Raw genomic sequence first — 21570 nt, 5'->3', positions numbered from 1 at the left:
CTGGGGCCTCGCTTCCGGATCGGCTCGGCGGCGCGGGCCCCGGCACGCACTCCCCCACTGCCTCAAGGACGTGGGGTGCCCTCGGTCGCCTGCGCGAGCCGCGACTGCCCGGCCTGCGAGGGCGGGGACTGGGACTGGGCCTGCGCCTGTCGTCACGTCCGGCGCGGGCCACACCAGCAGCCGACGCGGGTTGTCCAGCGGCTCGGGCGGAAGCTCGTCATCCATGGACTGCGGCCGCGGCGCCCAGCCGCGTCGCCGCTGCACGCGCCGGATCCCGCTCGGGTCGGCCGGGACGCGGCCCTGCGTGCAGCCGACCTGGTCTGGGAGTCAGGTCCTAGCCTGCGGCGTCCCCCACCGTCACCACGATCTTTCCCCGGGTCCGCCCCTCCTCGCTGAGCCGGTGCGCCTGTGCCGCCTGCTCCAGCGGGAACGCCCGGTCCACGTGGACCGACACGGCGCCCTGCTCGACCAGCTCGGTCAGCTGCAGCAGGTCCTCGGCGTCCGGGCGCACCCAGCAGTACCGGCCGCCGTAGCCGGTAACGTCGCCGTCGGCGATCGACGCGAGCCGGCCACCCGGCGCGAGCAGCCCGGCCGAGGCCTTGAGGGCCTCGCCGCCGACCGTGTCGAACACGGCGTCCACGCCCTCGGGCGCCACCCCGCGCACCCGCTCGGCCAGCCCCGCGCCGTACTCCACGGGCTCGCAGCCCAGACCCCGCAGGAACGCGTGGTTGCGGGCGCTCGCCGTGCCGATCGCGCGGGCACCGAGGTGCCGCACCAGCTGGACGGCGACGGAGCCCACGCCGCCCGCGGCCGCGTGCACCAGGACGGTCTCGCCGCGCTTGATCTGGAGCGCCTTGAGGAGCACCTGGTAGGCGGTCAGGCCCGCCAGCGGCAGCCCGGCGGCCTCCTCGAAGGAGAGGTTGCGCGGCTTGCGGGCGAGGGTGCGCACGGGGGCGGCGACGTACTCGGCGAAGGTGCCGCGCGAGAGGAAGTCCTCGCGCACGTACCCGATGACCTCCTCCCCCGCGGTGAACTCCGTGACGGAGACGCCCGGTCGCACCACCACCCCGGACAGGTCCCAGCCGGGCACCACGGGGAAGACGGCGTCGAACATCCCGTCGAGATACCCCGCGCGGCACTTCCAGTCGACGGGATTGACGGCAGCGGCACGGACCTCGACCAGCACGGCGTCGGGGCCGACCTTCGGATCGCGCACCTCGCCGTACTCCAGGACCTCGGGTCCGCCGTACCGGCTGTAGCTGATGGCCTTCATGAGCTGATGCCCTTCATGCCATCGACCCTCCGCGGTGCCCGGACGCCCCGCAACCCGGATGCCCCGGTGTGTGCCGAACGCGTGGCAGCCCGGCCCCGGCCGATACCGGCCGCCCGCCGGCTCCCCGTGGTTCTGCGCGCGGAGTTGTCGGCCTATCGTGGCTCGGATCACGTTCCCGCGTCACGCACTGGACGACATACCGACCGGTCGGCATCATTAGACGTCAACGTCACCCCCCGCAAAGGAGCACGGATGAGCCCCGACCACCCGCCAGGTCTCGATCTCGACAGGCTGCGCGGACTTCTCGAGCAGGAGCGGCCCGGCCTGGTGCAGGGCCCCCTGACCGGCCGGCTGATCGAGGGCGGACGGTCGAACCTCACCTACGCCGTCTCGGACGGCACCGCCAAGTGGGTCGTACGGCGGCCCCCGCTCGGCCATGTGCTGGCCACCGCGCACGACATGAAGCGCGAGCACCGGGTGATCAGCGCGCTGCACCCGACGAACGTCCCGGTGCCGCGCCCGGTGCTGCTGTGCGAGGACGAGGACGTGCTCGGGGCCCCCTTCTACGTCATGGAGTTCGTGGAGGGCACCCCGTACCGCACCGCCGACCAGCTCGCCCCGCTCGGCCCGCAGCGCACCCGGGACGCGGTACTGGCCCTGGTGGACACCCTGGTCGAGCTGCACGCGGTGGACCCCGCCGAGGTGGGCCTCGCGGACTTCGGCCGGCCCGAGGGCTTCCTGGACCGCCAGCTGCGCCGCTGGGGCAAGCAGCTGGACGCCTCCCGCAACCGCGACCTGGCCGGCATCGACGAGCTGCACGCGGCCCTCGGCCGGCAGCTCCCGCAGTCGCCCGCGCCCGCGGTCGTCCACGGCGACTACCGGCTCGACAACGTCCTGATCGGCGACGACGACCGGATCAGGGCGATCCTCGACTGGGAGATGTCCACGCTCGGCGACCCGCTCACCGACCTCGGCCTGCTGGTGATGTACAGCATGCCGCTCGGGCTGCCCAAGTCCCCCGTCTCCACCACGGCCGAGGCGCCCGGGCACCCGGATCCGGCGGAGCTGATCGAGCGGTACGCCGCGCGCTCGGGGCGCGATGTCTCCGCTGTCTCCTGGTACACGGCCTTCGCCTGGTTCAAGCTCGCCGTGATCCTGGAGGGCATCCACTACCGCTACACCCTCGGCCAGACGGTCGGCCGCGGCTTCGACCGCATCGGCGACCTGGTGCCCGTGTTCATCGAGCACGGCCTGACCACTCTTCAGGAAGGCTGATCAGTCATGGACTTCGCGTTCGACGCGCGCACCGAGGAACTGCGCGCCCAACTCCTCGCCTTCATGGACGAGTACGTCTACCCGGCCGAGGCGGTGGCCGAGGAGCAGCGGGCCGCGCTGGCCTCCCCGTGGGACACCCCGGCCGTGGTGGAGGAGCTCAAGGCGGAGGCGCGCAGGCAGGGCCTGTGGAACCTCTTCCTGCCCGACGCCGAGCACGGCGCCGGGCTGACCAACCTGCAGTACGCGCCGCTCGCCGAGATCACCGGACGCAGCCCGCACCTGGCGCCGACCGCCACGAACTGCGCGGCGCCGGACACCGGGAACATGGAGGTGCTCGCGCAGTTCGCGGACGAGCGGCAGAAGAAGCAGTGGCTGGAGCCGCTGCTCGCCGGTGAGATCCGCTCCGCGTTCGCGATGACCGAGCCGGAGGTGGCCTCCTCGGACGCCACCAACATCACCACGCACATCGAGCGGGACGGCGACGAGTACGTCATCACCGGGCGCAAGTGGTACATCTCCGGGGCGATGAACCCGGACTGCAAGATCTTCATCGTGATGGGCAAGACCGACCCGGACGGCGCCGACATCCGCCGCCAGCAGTCGATGGTGCTGGTCCCGCGCGACACCCCGGGCGTCACCGTGAAGCGCGCCATGCAGGTCTTCGGCTACGAGGACCACTCCCACGGCGGCCACGCCGAGGTGGTCTTCGACCACGCGCGCGTGCCGGTGTCCAACCTGATCGGCGAGGAGGGCGGCGGCTTCGCCATCGCCCAGGCCCGCCTCGGTCCGGGCCGTATCCACCACTGCATGCGGCTGATCGGCATGGCGGAGCGCGCCATCGAGCTGATGTGCCGCCGGGCCGTCTCGCGCAACGCCTTCGGCAAGGCGCTCGCCCAGCAGGGCGTGGTGCAGAACTGGATCGCGGACGCGCGCGTGGCGGTCGAGCAACTGCGTCTGCTGGTGCTGAAGACGGCCTGGATGATGGACACCGTGGGCAACCGGGGCGCCCACACCGAGATCCAGGCCATCAAGATCGCCACTCCGCGTACGGTCGTCAACATCCTCGACCGCGCGATCCAGCTGCACGGTGCGGGCGGCGTCAGCCAGGACTTCCCGCTCGCCGAGCTGTACGCCGGCGCCCGCACCCTGATGCTGGCCGACGGCCCGGACGAGGTGCACCAGCGGTCGCTGGCGCGGCGGGAGCTGAAGAAGTACCTGTAGAGCAGTGCCTGCAGGGCACGCGGTAAGGGGCGGTCGCCATGGCGACCGCCCCTTACTCACGCATTCAGGTGCACCTAGGGGCGCAGCGCCCGCAGCAGCAGGTCCGCCAGGTGGTCGGCGACCTCCTGCGCGCCCATCGGACCGTCCGGGCGGTACCACGTCGACAGGTGGTGGACCGAGCCGAAGTGGTAGTCCACCACCAGGTCGGCCGGGGTCGCCGTGGAGAATACGCCGGCCTGCTGGCCCTCCTCGATCAGCGCACGGAAGCGTTCGTGGTAGCGCCGGCGTTCCGCGCGCACCTGCTTGTTCTTCTCCGGGCTCAGATGGTGCATCGAGCGGAAGAAGATCGACGCGTCGTCGAGGTTCTCGATGGTGGTGACGACGACGTCGGCCGCCGCGCCCCGCAGCCGCTTCTCGATCGGCTCGTCCGCGTTCGCGAACGCGTCCAGGCGCTCCTGCTGGACGCGCAGCACGCGCGCGTACACCTCGTGCAGAAGGTCGTCCTTGGAGCCGAAGTAGTGGTACAGCGCCCCCTTGGTGACGCCGGCCGCCTCGACGATCTCCTGCACCGACGTGCGGTCGTAGCCCTGCTCGGCGAAGAGCCGGGTGGCGGCGGCCAGCAGCCGCTGCGGGACGGGCGTACCGTCTCCGTCCGTCGTCCTGGGCACTGTGCCGCCACCTGCCTTCCGGGCGTTCTGCTGTTCTCGGCGTACTTGTTCGCTGTACTTATTCAGAGTGCTGCGGGCGGGAACGCAGTTCCCGCCGGAGGATCTTCCCACTGGCCGTCTTCGGCAAGTCGGGCAGGATCTCCACCTGCCGCGGGTATTTGTAGGCAGCCAGTCTCTCCTTGCAGTACATCGCGAGTTCGCCGGGGTCCGTATCCGTGCCCGGACGCAGGCTGATGTACGCCTTGACGGTCTCCCCGCGGTACCCGTCGGGCACCCCGACCACGGCCGCCTCGCGCACCGCCGGATGCGTGTACAGCACGTCCTCGACCTCGCGCGGCCACACCTTGAAGCCCGACGCGTTGATCATGTCCTTCTTGCGGTCGACGACGTACAGCCAGCCCTGCTCGTCCATGAACCCGATGTCGCCGGTGCGCAGTTCGCCGTCCGGAAACGTTTCGGCGGTCGCGTCCGGGCGGCGCCAGTAGCCCGGCACCACCTGCGGGCCGCGCACCAAAATCTCGCCCTGCTCACCGAAGGGCAGCTCCTGCCCCTGCTCGTCCACGATCCGCACGACCGTCTCGGGTCCCGGCACGCCCACGGCCAGCGTCCCGGAGACCGGGTCGACCGGCGCCTCCAGGTCGGGGGGCACGGAGGCGCAGGGCGCGGTGCACTCGGTCAGGCCGTAGCCGTTGCGGATGTACGGCCCGAAGCCCGCCCGGAACTTCTCCACCAGGGCCGGCGGCAGCGGCGCGCCACCGCTGGAGATGTTGGCGAAGGAGGAGAAGTGGTCCGCACTCGCCTCCGGGTGCGCGGCCAGCGCCATGAACGCCGTGGACGGACCCACCGTGTAGTGCGGCCGGTGCTCGGCGAACGCCTCCAGCACGACACCCGGCTCGAAGCGGTACGTCAGCACGAGCGTGCCCGCGCTGTTGAGGCACGCCCCGAGCTGGCACACCATCCCGGTGATGTGGAACAGCGGCGCGAGCGCGTAGTACACGGGCGCCTCGGGCAGCGCGAGCCCCGTCCGCTGCCGCTCGGCGTTGTACATGATGTTGCCGTGCGTGTTGGTGGCGCCCTTGGGCTTGCCGCTGGTGCCCGAGGTGTAGCTGATCAGCGCTATGTCGGACGGCCCGGGGTAACGGGTCCCCGGCGCCTCGTAGCCGGCGCGGGCCACGGTCGTCAGGTCGGCGGCGTCCGCGGCCTGCGGCAGCCGCTCGAAGGAGAGCACGCGCGTGTCGCCGCGCGTCTGGAAGTCCAGCTCGCACCCGGTCAGCACGATCCTGACCGGAGAGTCGGCGGCCGTCTCGCGCAGATACGACTCCCAGGCGCGGTCCGAGCAGATCAGTGCCGCGACCTCGCCGTCCCGCAGCACATGCGCCACCTCCGCGGACTTGTACATCGGGTTGACGGGCACCACGACCGCGCCCGCCTTCCACGCGCCCAGCAGGGCGAGTACGAACTGCGGGGAGTTCTGCAGCAGGATCGCCACCCGGTCGCCGCGCTCCAGGCCGCGGGCGGCGAGGTGGCCCGCCACCGAGTCGGACAGCTCGTCGACCTCGCGGTAGCTCAGCCGTCCGTCGAAGTAGGCGAGGAAGTCGCGGTCCGGGGCCTCGGCGGCGGACCGGCGCAGGGCCTGCACCAGGGAGTCGGCGGGTTTCACCGGGCCGCGCTGGGCCTCGTTCAGCAGGGCCAGCCAGGGCTTGGCCTCGTAACGCGAGCCGGTCATCGCGCCTCCTCCCACTTCTGCTGCAGGTGGTTCATATTGGCCAGCCACCGGTCCGGTTCGGCGGCCCGCAGCTGGTAGTAACCGGCGACCTCGGGGTGCGGCAGGATCAGGAAGCGGTCCTCCTCGATGCCCTTGAACAGGGCGTCCGCGACGTCCGAGGGCTCGACCGCGGTCGGCCTGAGCACCAGGTCGCCCGCGGCGCCGGTGGCGGCCAGCATGTCGGTGCGGACGCCCTGCGGGCAGATGGCGTGCACCTTGATCCCGCGGTGGCGGTAGGTCAGCGACAGCCACTCGGCGAAGGCGTAGGCCCCGTGCTTGGTGACGCTATAGGAGGGCGCGCCGATCATGGACAGCAGCCCGGCGGCGGAGACGGTGGACACGAAGCGTCCGCTCCCGCGCTCCAGCCAGGCCGGCAGCAGCTGCTCGGCGGCCCGGACGTGCGCCATCACGTTGACGTCCCAGGAGGTCGCCCAGGACTTCTCGTCGGCGGACAGTCCCTGGCCCCCGTCGTCGAAGGCGACACCGGCGTTGGCGCAGTAGACGTCCACGGTGCCGCCGAGGGCGTCCCGCGCGTCGGCCACGATCGCGGAGGCGTCGCCCGGCACCGCGGTGCCGCCGATCTCCGCGGCGACCGCCTCGGCCCGCGCCCCGTCCAGATCGTTCACGACGACCCGGGCTCCCTCGGCGGCGAATCGGCGGGCGATCGCGGCCCCGATCCCACCCCCGGCCCCCGTGACGACGACACCAGCACCTTGAACGGCTTCCACCATCGGACTCCTTCGACGCGACTCGCTTCCGACCCCCGCGACGGCCAGACTAACCGGTCGGTATGTAGCAGGAAAGGGGTGACTGCAACGCCCTTCAGGGGCGCGGGGAACTGCGCGCCAAGCCACAGCAGACCGGCACCTTCCCCACAACCGGCGGCAGCAATACCTTGCACCTCATGCGCCTAAGCAGACGAGCCCTCCTCGCAGCAACCACGGCAGCAGCATCCTTCACCGCGGCACCCCCGGCCGGGGCAGCCGACGCCAGGCACCACAACCCCCTCCGCACCGGCTTCGAGAACCTCGCCGCCACCGGCTACGCGCGCCTCGAAGGCCAACGCGTCGGCATCGTCACCAACCCCACCGGCGTGACGAGAGACGTCCGCCACATCGTGGACGTCATGCACGCGGACGACAGAGTGAACCTGACGGCCGTCTTCGGCCCCGAGCACGGCTTCCGCGGCACCGCCCAGGCCGGCGGCTCCGAGGGCCGCTACGACGACCCGGCCACCGGGCTGCCCGTCTACGACACGTACCTCAAGAGCGGCCAGACCCTCGCCGACATCTTCACCACCGCGGGCGTCGACACGATCGTCTTCGACATCCAGGACGTCGGCGCCCGGTTCTACACGTACATCTGGACGCTCTACGACTGCATGGAGGCGGCGCAGCTCGCCGGCAAGCGCTTCGTCGTCCTCGACCGCCCCAACCCGGTCACCGGACGCGCGGCCCAAGGACCGGTGCTGCACAAGGAGTTCGCCACGTTCGTCGGCCGGCAGCCGATCTCCCAGGCGCACGGCATGACCGTGTGCGAGCTGGCCCGGCTGTTCAACGGGGAGTTCCTCACCGCGCCGGTCCCCCTTCAGACGGTGCGGATGACGGGCTGGGAGCGCGCGGAGTTCTACGACGCCTCCGCGCTCCCCTGGGTGCCGCCGAGCCCGAACATGCCGACGCCCGACACGGCGCTGGTGTACTCGGGGACGTGCATGTTCGAGGGCACGAACCTGTCCGAGGGACGCGGCACCACCCGGCCCTTCGAACTGCTCGGCGCCGAGGGCATCGACGGCCGGTGGGCCGCGGCCGTGAACGAACTCGGCCTGCCCGGCGTGCACTTCAGGGAGGCGTACTTCGCGCCGACGTTCTCCAAGTTCCAGGGCAAGACGGTCGGCGGGGTGCAGATCCATGTCGACGACCGCGGGGCCTACGACCCCGTGCGCACCGGCGTCGCCCTGCTGGTGACCGCCAGGAAGGTGTGGAGCGACTTCGCCTGGCGCTCCGACAACTGGATCGACAAGCTGACGGGCTCCACGCGCGTGCGGACCGCGATCGACGCGGGCGCGAGCACGGACGAGGTGGTCGCCGCCTGGCAGGACGAACTGGCCGCCTTCCGGCAGATGCGAAGGCAATACCTCCTCTACAGGTGAATCTCCACAAGTCAGGCGCGGTGTATGGCCAACCTCGTCCGCCGGCAGGACGATGCGCCCACAGGGCATCGCTACGGCGGCGAGGGGGCCGGTCATGGCAGAGCCGCAGATGAGCGTGACTCCCTACTGGGAGCTGACCTTCGACGCGGACGGAGACGTCGACGGCCGGGAACGGGACGAGTTGCTCCACGGGGTCGCGGCCCGCGAGGTGAGCGACCTGATCGTGTTCGCGCACGGCTGGAACAACGACCGCTCCGGCGCGACCGCCCTCTACCGGCGGTTCTTCGCGCCGGTCCCCGGGCTCGCGCCGAAGGCGAGGATCGGGTACGTCGGTGTGATCTGGCCGTCGATGCGCTTCTGCGACGAGCCGATCCCCGACTTCCCCAAGTCCGTGGTGGCCACGGAGGCGGAGGCCGTCGCGAGGCCCGCGCTGGACAAGGACACCCGGCACGCGCTGCTCGAGACCTTCCCCGGCCGCGCCACCGTCGTCGACCAGATCGCCCGGATGCTGGACCAGCGGCCCGAGAACGAACTGGAGGAGTTCGGGCGGCTGGTGCGGCTGCTGGTGGAGGTCGTACCGGGCGGACCGCAACCGCTGTTCGCCGCGGACACGCTCGCGGAGGGTGTCCCGCAGAGCGATCCGGTGCTGTTCACCGGGGACGTGACGACCCTGTGCGACGAGTTCACCCAGGCACTGGCGAACCTCCGATCCGACGGCGCCGAGGCGCAGTTCGCGCTGCCGAACCCCTGGGACGGGGCGAAGGAACTGCTGCGGCAGGCGACGTACTACGCGATGAAGCGGCGCGCGGGAACCGTCGGCGAGCGTGGACTCGGGCCGGTCATAGGGCAGTTGGCCACCAGAGCCCCGCACGTGCGGGTGCATCTGGTCGGGCACAGCTTCGGCGGGCGGCTGGTGTCGTTCGCGCTGAGCGGCCTGCCGGACGGGGTGCGCACCGTGAAGTCGGTGACGCTGCTCCAAGGCGCCTTCTCCCACTACGCGTTCGCGGCGAGGCTGCCGCACGACGCGCACGCGGGAGGAGTGCTCCAGGGCCAGCAGAACCGCATCGACGGTCCTCTGGTGTGCTGCTACTCGCGCTTCGACTCGGCGCTCGGCACGATCTACCCGCTGGCCTCGCGCATGGCGAACGACTGCCAGGGGGTGGCCGAGAGCCTCGGCCTGGCTCAGGCGCTGGGCGCCAAGTGGGGGGCGATGGGGCACGACGGTGTGCAGGCGGTGCCCGGCACGCGCGCGCTGAAGCTCGCCGAGGCGCTGAAGGCGACGCTGCCCGCGTCGGGGTGCGTCAACGTGGACGCCGCGGCCGTGGTCAAGCGGGGCGGGCCGCCCGCCGGTGCGCACAGTGACATCGTGCACCCGGAGCTGGCCCGGATGGTGCTGGCGGCGGGCCGCATCCGCTGACCCGCCGCCTGCTGCATCAACTGCCGTGCGTCACCGGTGCGAGGTGTACTCCACCACCTGCTGGAAGGTGGGCCGGTTCTGCCAACTGATGTTGTGGTGCTTGATGCCGCCCAGCGTGCGCTGGTTGATCGAGTCGGCGCACCACTGGTCGCCCGCCGAGCACAGGTCGTCGCCGGGGTAGACCGTGGACGCGGACGTGCCGGCCGCCTCCTTGAGCGTGCTGATCAGGATGGAGCGGCAGTCGCTCAGGTCGCCGCCGCCGCAGTACTTCGCGGCCAGCGGGCCCTTCACCGACTCACCGAGCACCGCCCGGACGTCCTTGTCGACGTAGCTCCACCAGCCGTACTGGAAGGAGCTGCCCGCGTGCGAGCCGGTGGGGCCGTGTCCGGCCGACGGGGCCTCGTCGACGGGCAGGTTCGCGGTGAACGCGGTGTACAGGTCGCTCCCGAGGCCCGGCTGGAACTCGGCCTTGACCAGCAGCGGCCACCAGGCGTCCAGGATGCGGATCGCGTCGGAGTCCGCGTAGGCCTTGGAGCCCGCCGAGGTCTCCTTGCGCTTGCCGCCCGCCGTCAGCCAGGTCTGCAGCTTGCCGACGGCCGCCGCCGCCGTGGAGTCGGTCACCGTACTGCTGTTGATCACCTTCAGCAGGTCCGGCAGCACGTCCTCCGCGCGCAGATCGGTCAGGGCCGCGTCCGCCATGGCCTGCACCAGTTTCGTACGGGTCACCCCGCCGGCCGCGACCAGCTTCTTCACCCGGTCGTCCAGCAGGTTGCCGCGGTGGACCGAGCCGTCGCCCCAGCTGGCGGTCGTGTAGTTCAGGGCCTGCTTGTTGTTCCAGGAGATGTAGTAGTCCTGGTCGACGGAGTTGGGGTGCTGCGCGGCCGGGGTGTAGGCCGCCGTGTTGGTGGCCGGGTCCCAGTTCTTCCACTCGTAGGCGGCCTGTCCCCACACCGGGAACTCGGAGTCGACGCCGCTCGCGCGCACCGGGTTGTCACCGCTGTTGTAGTACGCGGTGTGCTGGGAGTCGGCGTAGAACCAGTTGAAGGTGAAGTTGATGTGCTGGGCCGCGCTCTGGAAGTCCTTCGGGCCCTTGACGTAGTCGGGGTCGTTGAGCATCTGGAAGCCGATGATCGAGTCGGCCTCGTGCAGATAGGAGGAGCGCAGGGTGGTGTAGGCGACCTTCTTGCCGCCGACGGTGGCGCGGTAGGCGACGGGTCCGTACTTCGTCCGCCACACGCGCATGGTGTACGACCCCGCGGCCGTGCCGTCGGCCGTGGTCGGCTTCCAGGAGTTCTTCTGCTCGACCTTGTCCATGGCCGTGCAGGTGCCGTGGTACAGGTAGTGGTAGTCGTCCTGGCACAGTTCGACGGCGTAGGAGTCGATGATGTCCTGGCCCGAGGTGGTCGCGGACCACGAGTAGTCCTGGCCGCGGCCGAGTTCGACATACATGCTCAGGCCCGCGAAGGAGGCGCCGCGGGCGCTGATTCCGGGGCCCTGGATCTCCTGGAGCATCAGCAGCTGCGGCGCGAAGTAGCCGGTCTGCGGGCCGAACACCGCGATGGGGTGGCCGCTCGCGGTGTGCTTGCCACTGACGACCAGGGCGTTGGACATGCCGCGTTTCGCGGAGGAGAGGGCGGTCGCGGTCGCCTGCTTCGCCGCCGTGGTGGCGCTCTGGCTCGCTCCGGTGCCGGTGGCGTCGTAGACCAGCGGCTCGGTCGTCACCGAACCGGCGTCGGGCAGGGCCTCGCCCTGGGCGCTGTCCGGCTTGCCGCCGTAGGGGAAGCTCTCGCCGTTGTGCACGGTGAGGGCGGCCTCGGGGTCGTTGCGCTCGCGGAAGGACTCCCAGACCTTGGTGCCCTCCTCCACGCCGTACTTGGACTGGGCGGCGAGGAGCGAGACGGCGTTGTTGACCTCTCCGCCGCCGCCTGAACCGAACAGGGAGCCGATCACGGAGGCCAGGGCGACCAGGTCTGTCAGCTTGAAGTGGTCGATCGTGCCGGCGTTGGTGATGGCGTCCTTGTGGCCGGTCAGGACGTACTCACCGGGGAAGTAGCGGCCGGAGTCGGAGGCGTCGATATAGGAGTTGATGCCTGCCAGGTAGGCGTTCGCGTCGTCGAGGGCCTGTTGGCCGCGGTCGCCGTTCTTCGAGATCGCGCTGTCGATCTGGGCCTGCAGGTCGGCCTCGGTGTAGGGGGCGTTCCGGTAGAACTGCTGCTCCAGGCCCTGGTTGGCCGCGGCGCCGCCCGCGAAGGAGGTCAGCTGGCCGCGTCCCACGTGCCGGAAGAGGTCCATGAGCCACAGCCGGTCCTCGGCCGCGGCGTACCCGGCCCCGAACTCCGTGCCGTAGCGGGTGGTGCCCGTGATGTGCGGCACACCTGCCTTCTTGTCGCGGACAATCGTGACGTCGGTGCGGCCCGCGGGCTTCTCGGTGGAGGCGACCTGGTCGGAAGCGACCCCGAACGACGCGTCGTTGAAGAAGTTGTTGATCTTCGCGTCGGTGAGCGTGGAGTAGCCGCCCGCCAGGTTCGCATAGGTGCCGAGCTGGTCGTCCGCGTGATCGGGCTGGGTACCGAAGGCCTGGTTGAGCAGGATCTGGGCCAGCGTCGCGTTGCCGTTCTCACCCGGCGGCAGGATGTCGGAGCACTGGCCGCCGCAGTAGTCGTTCGGGGCCGAGGCGGCGGCCGCCGTCGCCTGGGTGAGCGGGGACAAAAGACCTGCAATCAGGACGCATATGGATGCCGTCTTCAGGAACCCGGCGAGCCTGCCGGGAGTTCTCAGTCTGTGCGGCGTGCTGCGTGAGGTGCGTCGTGGCATGACAGCTCCTACCGACGTGGGGTGAGCCGGGACGTTACCGCCGGTATCCCCGGGATAGAAGATGAACATGCGTCAAGTTTTGGAGTAGGCACGGCGGCTTATGGGGGTCATCGGAAATCGGATGGAGCCGAATCGGTTGTCGATACGTCTATTCGGCGACGTCCGTTCGACGACGCCGAAGTGACCGAAGTACAGGTGCAGGTGTGACGGAGGTGCAGGGCGATGGCCGGTTTCCGGAGTCTGGCGAGACAGGTCCGCGACCCGCGGTGCGATCTGGCACTGCGGCGCTACTCACTTCGCAAGTGCCTTGAGCGGTTCGCTCCTTACGGGCACAGGGCGACCTGGGACCATTTGTGCTCCCGGGCAGGATTCGATCCGGAGGACCGCTCCCCCGACCCGGTGCGGCTCGTGGCCGCGCTGGAGGAGCTGGAGGAAGCCCGCACGGTCTGGCTGGCCTACGAGGTCGGGTTCGCCGAGCGGCGCAAGAAGGAGAAGCACGACGGGCTGCGTCGTCCGGGCAGCGTGGACGACTGGCACCGTCTCACCTGGGGCGGTTTCGGAGTCGCCTGGTGCGACGACCCGCGGGTGCACCCGCGCGAACCGCTGGCCGAGGTGCTGCGCCGGCTGATCTCCGGCCTGGAGCACGAGCCGGGTGCCTGCTGCCCGGTGTGCGGCACCGAACGCCTGATCTGGAAATACGACCTGGACCACGAGCCGTCGGCGGGTCCGGTCTGCACCCACTGCGGAATTCTCGTACCGAGGCCCGTGCTCAAGCCCGAGGCCCTGGCTGACGCAAGGCGCGGAAAGCTGCTCGTGTCGGCCTAGCTCCCGGCCCTGAGCGGATGGGGGTGCGCCGGGGATGCCGCACCCCCTGCAAGATCTCTGATGTCGACCGACCGGTGCCGCTGCCTCTTATGCCACTGCTACCGCTGGTGGCTCTGCCTCTGATGTCACTGGTGCCGCCGTCGGTGTCGGTGCCGCCTGGCAGGCTGGGTCCATGCTGCAGGTGTGTCTCAACGGGCCGCGCGGGTCCGCCGACGGTGCGGTGGTGCCGCTGACGCCGGAGGCGATGGCCGAGTCCGCGGCGCGGGCCGTCGCGGCCGGAGCGACGGACGTCCATGTCCACCCCAAGTCCCCCTGCGGCGACGACTCGCTCTCGCCGAAGGTGCTCGCGCCGACGCTGGAGGCGATCCGGGCGCGGGTTCCGGTGCCAGTGCCCGTCGGTGTCACCACGGGCGCCTGGGCCGAGCCGGAGCCGGCCGCCCGGCTGGCGCGCGTCCGGAGCTGGGCCGCTCTGCCGTCCCTGCCCGACCACGCCTCGGTCAACTGGCACGAGGAGGGCGCCGAGGAGATCGCCGCCGCGCTGATGGAGCTCGGTGTGGGAGTGGAGGCCGGCATCTGGTCGGGGACGGACGGGGCCGCGAGGTTCGCCCGTTCACCGCTCGGCCCGCGGGTGCTGAGGGTGCTGGCCGAGGTGACGGACACCTCGGCGGACACGGCCGAGGACACGGCGCATGCCCTGCTGGCCGATCTGGGTTCCACGCACGGCCGCCCGGTGCTGCTGCACGGCGAGGGCGGCGGCGCCTGGCCGGTGCTGCGCCTGGCCGGCCGGCTGGGGCTCGCCACCCGCATCGGCCTGGAGGACACGCTGCTGCTGCCGGACGGCCAACGGGCGGCTTCCAACGCGCAGTTGGTGACCGCCGGACTGGCCCAGTACGCCCCTCGACGCTAGCAGCGGCAAATCCGCTCGCTCCACCCTTTTCCCGTACGGACAGTTGGGGGCGATGAAACCACCTGTCTACGCCTGAGAACGGCTGAGTACGGCCGCGCACGGCCGCGTACGACCTGTCCGAGGGGGACCCGCGATGTCGACGCTCCGCGTCACCGCCGAAGTACTGACGATCCACGAGCATCCCAACGCCGATGCGCTCGAACTGGCCCAGGTCGGCCTGTACCGCGCGGTCGTCGCCAAGGGCGCCTACCGCACCGGCGACGCCGCCGTCTACATCCCCGAGCAGGCCGTGCTGCCTGCCCCACTGATCGAGGAGCTGGGGCTGACCGGGCGGCTGGCGGGCGGTAACGCGGACCGGGTCAAGGCGGTGCGGCTGCGCGGTGAGCTGTCGCAGGGCATCGTGTGCCTGCCCGAGGCGCTCGCGGACGTCGACCTGGCGCGGGCCGCCCTGGACGGCACGGACTTCGCCGAGCGGCTCGGCATCACCAAGTGGGTGCCGCCGATCCCGCCCACCATGGACGGCGACGTGGAATCCGCGCCCGATCTGCTGCCCTGGGTCGACATCGAGAACATCCAGCGGTTTCCGGACATCTTCGCGCCGGGCGAGGATGTGGTCCTGACCGAGAAGCTGCACGGCTCGGCCTGTCTGCTGACGTATCTCGTCGACGAGGACCGGGTGCACGTCTCCTCCAAGGGCTTCGGCGCCAAGTCCCTTGCCCTGAAGGAGGATCCGCGCAACCTGTACTGGCGGGCGGTGCACGGCCACGGCGTCGCCGCCGTCGCTGCAGACCTCGCGAAGCGGCTGGGCGCCCGCCGCGTCGGCATCTTCGGCGAGGTGTACGGCGCGGGCGTCCAGGACCTCACCTACGGCGCCGACGGACGCCGCGAGTCCCTCGGCTACGCCGCCTTCGACGTCAGCGCGGACATCGACGGCACGGTGCGCTGGCTCGACCCGGCCGAACTGCTGGACGGACAGCTGCCGTTGGTGCCCCGCCTGTACGAGGGGCCGTACGACATCGAGCACGTGCTGTCGGTCGCGACCGGCCGGGAAACCGTCTCCGGGCGCGAACTGCACCTGCGCGAGGGCGTGGTGATCCGCCCGGCAACGGAGCCTACAGCCCGGTGACCGGAGGCAGGGCCATCGCCAAGGCGGTAAGCACGGCCTACCTGACCCGCAAGGGCGGCACCGAGTACGAGTGACCCGGCGACCGGGCGGCGGCTGAGAGACCCGGTAGCTGGGCAGCGGACGCGAGACTCGTGGCCGGACGGCGGGCAAAGGACCCAGCGGCCGGACAGCGGGCGCAAGCCCCGATGGCCTGGCGGCCGGCGAACCACCCGGCGGCCGAACGGGAGGCGAGCCGCCCGGCGTCCGGTCTCCGGGCACAACACCCGGCGGCCGGACGGCAGGTGCAACATCTGACGGCCGGGTGGCAAGCGAGAGGGCGCTGCCGCCCGGCTCAGCCCTGCTCCCGCTCCCGCTTCTTCCGGTCCCCCCGGCGTTCCACGAGCAGGCGTGAACCGGACTGTAGGCGGCCGAAGGCGTCGTCCGGGTTGGAGAGGACGCAGGTGTCCAGGGAGAGGCAGCCACAGCCGATGCAGTCGGTGAGGTGGTCGCGCAGGCGGTTGAGGCGGCTGATGCGTTCGTCGAGCTCGGAGCGCCAGGCCTCGGAGAGACGGGCCCAGTCCGGCGCAGCGTGTCACGGTGGTAGCGGCGCTGGTTGCCCGTGGTCCGGCGGCTGCTGATCAGGCCCTTGGACTCGTAGAAGTGCAGGGCGGAGACGGCGGCGCCGCTCCGCGCCGCGAGCTGGCCGACGGTGAGCTCGTGGATCTTCTCTGGGATCTGGGGCACCTCTCGAACCCTACCCACCCCACCCCCGCGGTGGTCCGTTGACATCGGGTGCGCACCCGACCATGCTAAGCAGTTGCTTAGACATTGCGAGGCATGGGAGGCCGGGACATGGCAGAGCCGAGGATCTTCACGTCCGTCGACGAGCTGAAGGCGGCGGTGGGCGAGCAGCTGGGGTACACCGACTGGCTGGAGGTGGACCAGAAGCGGATCGACCTCTTCGCGGAGGCCACCGGGGATCACCAGTGGATCCACGTCGACCCGGAGAAGGCCGCCGCCGGGCCCTTCGGAACCACCATCGCGCACGGCTATCTGACGCTCTCCCTACTGCCGCTCTTCGGCCCCCAGCTGATGGCCGTCGAGGGCGTGAAGATGGGCGTCAACTACGGCACCAACAAGGTCCGTTTCCCCGCCCCCGTGCCCGTCGGCTCGCGGCTGCGCGCCACCGCGAAGATCAGCGCCGTCGACGACGTGCCGGGCGGTGTACAGGTGGCCGTCGGCTACACCGTGGAGCGCGAGGGCGGGGACAAGCCGGTCTGCGTGGCCGAGTCGGTGGCCCGCTTCTACCTCTGAGACACGCTCACTTGACCCCCACCATGCGCAGCACGAGGTCGGCGTAGAGCGCGCCGACCTCGTCCGGCGTCCAGGGGCCCTCGACGTTGAACCAGCGGGCCACGTCGATGCAGAGCGAGAGCACGGCGAGCGTGGTGCCCTTGACGTCCAGCACGTCGAACTCGCCCGCCGCCACGCCCTCTTCGATGACCGCCCGCACCTCGGCGTCGCACTGCCGGCGCAGCGCGAGGATCTCCTTGCGCGCCTCGGGGCCGAGCGAGTCCAGTTCGTACTGCACGACGCGGGCGGTCGTGCGTCCGCCCGCGTGCCAGCGCACGAAGGAGCTCACCTGGTCGGCGAGTCGCTCGGTGGCGGTGCCCTCGCGCCGGGCCGCCGTCTGCAGGATCTCCAGCGCCTTGGCGTGACCGATCCGGCTGATCCGGTGGAGCAGCTCTTCCTTGGTCTTGTAGTGGATGTAGAGCGCGGCCGGGCTCATGCCCGCACGGCCCGCGATGTCCCGGGTCGTGGTGGCGTGGTACCCGCGCTCGGCGAAGGCCTCCACCGCGGCGATCAGCAGTCGCCGGGCCGCGTCGGGCGTGACCTCGCCCCACGCGGACGCCTCGCCGCCGGCCGTCTCCTCCGCCGTAGTCATCGCTCGCTCGCCCCTTTTCGCCGACAGACCCCCCACCATACCGCCGAAAGTGAGCAAGCGCTTAGCGTGGTCCGCCGCTCGGAGCTTCTCAGAGCTTTTCGAAGGGATCGTGTTCGGCCAGCAGCTTCTCCAGCCTCGCCTGGTCGACGCGGCTGACGATCTGGCCCGCCTCCTGCCGGTCGCGGATCACCTTGGCCAGCGTGAAGGAGGAGGTGACGAGGTACAGGACGGCGATCGCGAGGAAGGACCGCACCCAGGCGTCGGCGTTCAGCCTGAAGATACCGATCGCCGTCGCGACCATGGCGACGGCGAAGGAGGCGACGGCCTGGCCGTAGAAGGCCGCCGTGCTCTGCTGCTTGACCGGTGTGTCACTCATGGGACAAGCGTCGGCGGACGTGGCCGTCGCCACATCCGCCGGGATACTCAGCTCAGGTACTCATGTACTCAAGTGCCGCTCAGAAGGCCGAAACACCCGTCAGGGCACGGCCGATGAGCAGTTTCTGGATCTGGCTGGTGCCCTCGTAGAGGGTCATCACCCGGGCGTCGCGCAGCAGTTTGCCCGCCGGGTACTCGTCGATGTAGCCGTAGCCGCCGAAGACCTGCAGGGCGTTGTTGGCGGCGCGGACGGCGGCCTCGGAGGCGAAGAGCTTGGCCTTGGACGACTCGACCGCGAAGGGCTGCCCCCGGTCGATCAGGTCGGCGACCCGCCAGGTCAGCAGCCGGGCCGCGTCCACGTCCACGGCGATGTCGCTGATCAGCTCCTGGACGAGCTGGTGACCGGCGATCGGCGTGCCGAACTGCTCGCGCTCCCCCGCGTACTTCACGGCCGCGTCGAGCGCGGCCTGCGCTATGCCCACGCAGCCGGCCGCCACCGACATCCGCCCCTTGGCGAGGGCCGACATGGCGACCGAGAAGCCCTTGCCCTCCTCGCCGAGCATCGCCGAGGCCGGTACCCGCACGTCCTCCAGGACCAGTTCGGCCGTCGCCTGGCCGCGCAGGCCGAGCTTGCCGTGGATGGTGCGCCTCGTCAGGCCGGGGCTGTCGGTGGGCACCAGGAAGGCGGAGACGCCCTTGTGGCCCGGGGCGCCGGTGGAGCGGGCGAAGAGCAGCACCACGTCGGCCCAGGTGCCGTTGGTGATGAACATCTTGGTGCCGTTGATCACATAGTCGTCGCCGTCGCGGACCGCCCGCGTGCTGAGGTTGCCGGCGTCGGAGCCGGTGCCCGGCTCGGTGAGGCCGAAGCAGCCGACGTACGCGCCGGAGGTGAGCCCCGGCAGCCACTGCCGCTTCTGCTCCTCGCTCCCCCGGGCCGCGATCGTCTTGGCGACCAGCCCGAGCGAGACGGAGACGATGCCGCGCACGGAGGAGTCACCGCGCCCGAGCTCCTCCGTCACCAGGCAGTACGCGAGGTGGTCGCCGCCGCTGCCGCCGTACTCCTCGTCGATGGTCAGACCGAGGAAGCCGACCTCGCCGAGCTTCTTCACGATCGACCGGTCGACCTCCTCCGCCCGGTCCCAGGCGACGACGTGCGGGGCGATCTCACGGTCCACGAAGTCCCGGGCGAGCCGGCGGACGGCGGTCTGCTCCTCGCTGAGCTCCAGGTTCATGCCGAGTCACCCCACAGATAACGGACTTGGAAGGCCGTACAGCGAAAACTGAACATTTAAATTAGCACTGCTAGTTTACCAGTGCAGCCCTACTATGTGCGCCATGGCCCGACCGCGCAAGCCCCTGCTCAGCACCGACCGGATCGTCGAGACGGCACGCGTGCTGGTGGACGCGGAGGGCCTCGCGGCGGTCTCCACCCGCCGGCTCGCCGCCGAGCTGGGGGTGAGCGGACCCTCGCTCTACAACCACTTCCGCACCAAGGACGAGATCCTGGAGGCGGTCGCCGACTCCGTGAGCGCCCAGGTCGACCTGTCCATGTTCGAGGACGGCCGCGAGTGGCGGACCGCGCTGCACGACTGGGCCGTCTCCTACCGGGCCGCCCTGCGCGACCACCCCAACATCGTCCCGGTCCTCGCCACCGGGCCCGGCCGCCGCCCGGCCGGACTGCGCCTCGCGGACGCGGTCTACGGCGCGATGGTCGAGGCCGGCTGGCCGCCCGCGCAGGCCACCTCCATCGGCGCGCTGATGCGCTACTTCGTGATGGGCTCCGCGCTCGGCTCCTTCGCCGGGGGCTTCGTGGACGACGAGAGCGCCTACGACCCCGCCGACTACCCCCACCTCGGCCAGGCCCACCTGCTCGCCGAACACCAGGAGAAGATCGACGAGCGGGCCTTCGAGACGGGCCTCACTGCGCTCCTCGACGGGCTGGTGCAGCAGTACGAGCGGGCCAAGCGGACCGTGTGACGACACTTCGGCGCCCACCGAACCGTGCGTGCCCCATGCTGGAACGCATGACCACCAGGGATCCGCAGGCACCGCAGCTGGCCCGGCTCGCCGGGCTGATGGCCGACGAGACCCGGGCGGCGTGTCTGCTGGCGCTGCTGGACGGCCGCGCGTGGACCGCGAGCGAGCTGGCCCGGCACGCGGGGGTCGCGCCCTCGACGCTCAGCGAGCACCTCGGCAAGCTCGTCGCGGGCGGGCTGCTGACCGAGGAGCGCCAGGGCCGGCACCGGTACGTGCGCCTCGCCGGCAGCCGGGTCGCCCAGCTCGTCGAGGACCTGGCGGCGCAGGTGACGCCGGCCGGTCCCGTACGACCCCGGCCGCGCACGCTGCGCGAGTCGAGCGCCGGGTCGGCGATGGCGCGCGGGCGCACCTGCTACGACCATCTGGCGGGGCGGCTGGGGATCGCGGTCACCGAGGCGCTCACCCTGCGCGGCCTCCTGCGGCAGGACACGGGGTTCGCGCTGACCGATGCGGGCCTGGACTGGTTCGGTTCCGTCGGCATCGCGCTGGAGCGCAGGGGCCGCCGCCCACTCGCCCGCGCCTGCCTGGACTGGACCGAACGCCGACCGCATCTCGCCGGGGTCGCGGGTGCGGCGCTGTGCCGTCACGCGATGGACGAGGGCTGGTGCGTACGCATCGGCTCCGAGCGGGCGGTGAAGGTGACCGCGCAGGGCGAACAAGCCCTGACCACCCTCCTGGGCATCGACACGACAACGCTGCGCTGAGCGCCCCCGAAGAGGCGCGGGGAACTGCGCGCCCAGCCACAACAAGCCCGCACCAGCACACCGACCGAAATCCGCGAGCCCTTCCGCCGCCCCCTCCCTACCCTCTGGAGCATGATGAACATCCGCCGCCCCGAACTGCTCGCCCCCGGCGCCGCCGTGATCACCGTCGTGCTGTGGGCCTCCGCCTTCGTGTCGATCCGCAGTGCCGGGGACGCGTACTCGCCGGGTGCGCTGGCGCTCGGGCGGCTGCTGTCCGGGGTGCTGGTGCTCGGAGTGATCCTGGCCGTGCGCGGGGAGGGGCTGCCGCCGCGGTCGGCCTGGCGCGGGATCGCGATATCCGGAGCGCTCTGGTTCGGCTTCTACATGGTGGTCCTGAACTGGGGCGAACAGCAGGTGGACGCCGGTACGGCGGCGCTCGTGGTGAACATCGGCCCCATCCTCATCGCGCTGCTGGGCGCGCGGCTGCTCGGCGACCCCATGCCGCCGCGGCTGCTCGCGGGCATGGCGGTGTCGTTCGCGGGCGCGGTGGCGGTCGGTCTGTCGATGTCGGGCGACGGCGGCTCGTCGGTGCTCGGCGTGGTGCTGTGCCTGCTCGCGGCGGTCGGCTACGCGTCCGGGGTCGTCGCGCAGAAGCCCGCCCTGGGCAGGGCGAGCGCGCTGCAGGTGACGACGTTCGGATGCCTGGTCGGCGCGGTGTGCTGTCTGCCGTTCGCCGGGCAGCTGGTCGGCGAGGCCGCCGACGCACCGGTCTCCGCGACCCTGAACATGGTGTACCTGGGCGTGTTCCCGACCGCCCTCGCCTTCACGACCTGGGCCTACGCCCTGGCCCGTACGACCGCGTCCCGCATGGGCGCGACCACCTACGCCGTGCCCGCACTGGTCGTCCTGATGTCGTGGCTGGCACTCGGCGAGGTGCCGGGGCTGCTCACGCTGGGCGGCGGTGTGCTGTGCCTCGCGGGCGTGGCGGTGTCGCGGTCCCGGCCGCGCAACCGGACGGCCGAGCGGGCCGCGGCGCCGGAGGAGGCTCCGGAACCGCAGCCCGAGCGAGCCCCGGAAGGCGCGTAACGCGCCCCGCCTGCAAGGAGATCGA

At 71.2% G+C, this 21570-nt stretch carries 18 protein-coding genes and 3 pseudogenes; 11 read left to right on the top strand and 10 right to left on the bottom strand.

Going from position 1 to position 21570, the window contains the following annotated elements; translation table 11 throughout:
• Positions 1-147: 147 nt before the first annotated feature.
• Together JYK17_RS41385 and JYK17_RS28490 are read right to left on the bottom strand one after the other, a co-directional pair.
• A pseudogene (locus JYK17_RS41385) lies at positions 148-324 on the bottom strand (response regulator); the annotation flags it as partial.
• A 10-nt stretch (positions 325-334) separates the two neighbouring features.
• The gene (locus JYK17_RS28490; protein WP_222811487.1) at positions 335-1273 is read right to left on the bottom strand and encodes an NADP-dependent oxidoreductase; all 939 of its coding nucleotides are present in this window, start codon (positions 1271-1273) and stop codon (positions 335-337) included.
• 252 nt (positions 1274-1525) lie between these two features.
• Between JYK17_RS28490 and JYK17_RS28485 the strand changes: the two genes are divergently transcribed.
• Together JYK17_RS28485 and JYK17_RS28480 are read left to right on the top strand one after the other, a co-directional pair.
• On the top strand, positions 1526-2548 hold the full coding sequence (locus tag JYK17_RS28485; RefSeq protein ID WP_108011870.1) for a phosphotransferase family protein: 1023 nt from the start codon (positions 1526-1528) through the stop codon (positions 2546-2548).
• A 6-nt stretch (positions 2549-2554) separates the two neighbouring features.
• Positions 2555-3769: an acyl-CoA dehydrogenase family protein gene (locus JYK17_RS28480; protein ID WP_108011872.1), complete on the top strand. Its 1215-nt coding sequence runs from the start codon at positions 2555-2557 to the stop codon at positions 3767-3769.
• 74 nt (positions 3770-3843) lie between these two features.
• Here the strand turns inward: JYK17_RS28480 and JYK17_RS28475 are convergent, their stop codons facing one another.
• From JYK17_RS28475 to JYK17_RS28465, 3 genes are read right to left on the bottom strand one after another with little or no spacing between them, the layout of a single operon-like run.
• The gene (locus JYK17_RS28475; RefSeq protein ID WP_108011874.1) at positions 3844-4437 is read right to left on the bottom strand and encodes a TetR/AcrR family transcriptional regulator; all 594 of its coding nucleotides are present in this window, start codon (positions 4435-4437) and stop codon (positions 3844-3846) included.
• A gap of 58 nt (positions 4438-4495) precedes the next feature.
• Positions 4496-6163 carry a class I adenylate-forming enzyme family protein gene (locus JYK17_RS28470; RefSeq protein WP_108011876.1) on the bottom strand — a complete coding sequence of 556 codons (1668 nt, stop codon included), beginning with the start codon at positions 6161-6163 and terminating at the stop codon, positions 4496-4498.
• Positions 6160-6933: an SDR family oxidoreductase gene (locus JYK17_RS28465; protein ID WP_108011878.1), complete on the bottom strand. Its 774-nt coding sequence runs from the start codon at positions 6931-6933 to the stop codon at positions 6160-6162. Before JYK17_RS28465 ends, JYK17_RS28470 begins: the two co-directional genes overlap by 4 nt.
• 173 nt (positions 6934-7106) lie before the next feature.
• Between JYK17_RS28465 and JYK17_RS28460 the strand changes: the two genes are divergently transcribed.
• Both JYK17_RS28460 and JYK17_RS28455 read left to right on the top strand, forming a co-directional pair.
• Positions 7107-8351 (top strand): exo-beta-N-acetylmuramidase NamZ family protein, encoded by a 1245-nt coding sequence (locus tag JYK17_RS28460; RefSeq protein WP_222811486.1) that lies wholly within the window; start codon positions 7107-7109, stop codon positions 8349-8351.
• Between the two features lie 94 nt (positions 8352-8445).
• Positions 8446-9768, top strand: coding sequence for a serine-threonine protein kinase (locus JYK17_RS28455; protein ID WP_222811485.1), 1323 nt, complete (start codon positions 8446-8448; stop codon positions 9766-9768).
• 30 nt (positions 9769-9798) lie between these two features.
• On the opposite strand, the gene JYK17_RS28450 is transcribed toward JYK17_RS28455, so the two are convergent.
• Positions 9799-12582: a penicillin acylase family protein gene (locus JYK17_RS28450; protein WP_222811484.1), complete on the bottom strand. Its 2784-nt coding sequence runs from the start codon at positions 12580-12582 to the stop codon at positions 9799-9801.
• 222 nt (positions 12583-12804) lie between these two features.
• On the opposite strand from JYK17_RS28450, the gene JYK17_RS28445 reads away from it, so the two are divergent.
• The 3 genes and pseudogenes from JYK17_RS28445 (at position 12805) to JYK17_RS28435 (ending at position 15514) form a co-directional block, all read left to right on the top strand.
• Positions 12805-13407: a hypothetical protein gene (locus JYK17_RS28445; protein ID WP_108011888.1), complete on the top strand. Its 603-nt coding sequence runs from the start codon at positions 12805-12807 to the stop codon at positions 13405-13407.
• 172 nt (positions 13408-13579) lie between these two features.
• Complete coding sequence (locus tag JYK17_RS28440; protein ID WP_181362438.1) at positions 13580-14314, top strand: 3-keto-5-aminohexanoate cleavage protein; 735 nt, start codon at positions 13580-13582, stop codon at positions 14312-14314.
• A 133-nt stretch (positions 14315-14447) separates the two neighbouring features.
• A pseudogene (locus JYK17_RS28435) lies at positions 14448-15514 on the top strand (RNA ligase (ATP)).
• Between the two features lie 257 nt (positions 15515-15771).
• Here JYK17_RS28435 and JYK17_RS28430 read toward each other — a convergent pair.
• Positions 15772-16163 (bottom strand): annotated as a pseudogene (locus JYK17_RS28430) (MerR family DNA-binding transcriptional regulator).
• A 108-nt stretch (positions 16164-16271) separates the two neighbouring features.
• Between JYK17_RS28430 and JYK17_RS28425 the strand changes: the two are divergent.
• Positions 16272-16733, top strand: coding sequence for a MaoC family dehydratase (locus JYK17_RS28425; RefSeq protein WP_128803505.1), 462 nt, complete (start codon positions 16272-16274; stop codon positions 16731-16733).
• Between the two features lie 7 nt (positions 16734-16740).
• Here the strand turns inward: JYK17_RS28425 and JYK17_RS28420 are convergent, their stop codons facing one another.
• The 3 genes from JYK17_RS28420 to JYK17_RS28410 all read right to left on the bottom strand — a co-directional run bounded on the left by JYK17_RS28420 (position 16741) and on the right by JYK17_RS28410 (position 18971).
• On the bottom strand, positions 16741-17364 hold the full coding sequence (locus JYK17_RS28420; protein WP_108011896.1) for a TetR/AcrR family transcriptional regulator: 624 nt from the start codon (positions 17362-17364) through the stop codon (positions 16741-16743).
• Between the two features lie 88 nt (positions 17365-17452).
• A complete protein-coding gene (locus JYK17_RS28415; protein WP_108011898.1) occupies positions 17453-17740 on the bottom strand; it encodes a YiaA/YiaB family inner membrane protein in 288 nt (95 codons plus the stop codon).
• A 79-nt stretch (positions 17741-17819) separates the two neighbouring features.
• The gene (locus JYK17_RS28410) at positions 17820-18971 is read right to left on the bottom strand and encodes an acyl-CoA dehydrogenase family protein (RefSeq protein WP_222811483.1); all 1152 of its coding nucleotides are present in this window, start codon (positions 18969-18971) and stop codon (positions 17820-17822) included.
• Between the two features lie 103 nt (positions 18972-19074).
• Here JYK17_RS28410 and JYK17_RS28405 point away from each other — a divergent pair, with 103 nt between their 5' ends.
• The 3 genes from JYK17_RS28405 (at position 19075) to JYK17_RS28395 (ending at position 21545) form a co-directional block, all read left to right on the top strand.
• Entirely contained in the window at positions 19075-19716 is a 642-nt protein-coding gene (locus JYK17_RS28405) for a TetR/AcrR family transcriptional regulator (protein ID WP_128803503.1), read from the top strand.
• Between the two features lie 47 nt (positions 19717-19763).
• Entirely contained in the window at positions 19764-20480 is a 717-nt protein-coding gene (locus JYK17_RS28400) for an ArsR/SmtB family transcription factor (RefSeq protein ID WP_108012065.1), read from the top strand.
• A gap of 114 nt (positions 20481-20594) precedes the next feature.
• On the top strand, positions 20595-21545 hold the full coding sequence (locus tag JYK17_RS28395; protein ID WP_108011904.1) for a DMT family transporter: 951 nt from the start codon (positions 20595-20597) through the stop codon (positions 21543-21545).
• Positions 21546-21570: the final 25 nt, after the last annotated feature.

Source organism: Streptomyces plumbidurans (genome assembly GCF_019857225.1).
Classification (GTDB): domain Bacteria; phylum Actinomycetota; class Actinomycetes; order Streptomycetales; family Streptomycetaceae; genus Streptomyces; species Streptomyces plumbidurans.
This window is presented reverse-complemented; position numbering and strand designations above follow the sequence as displayed.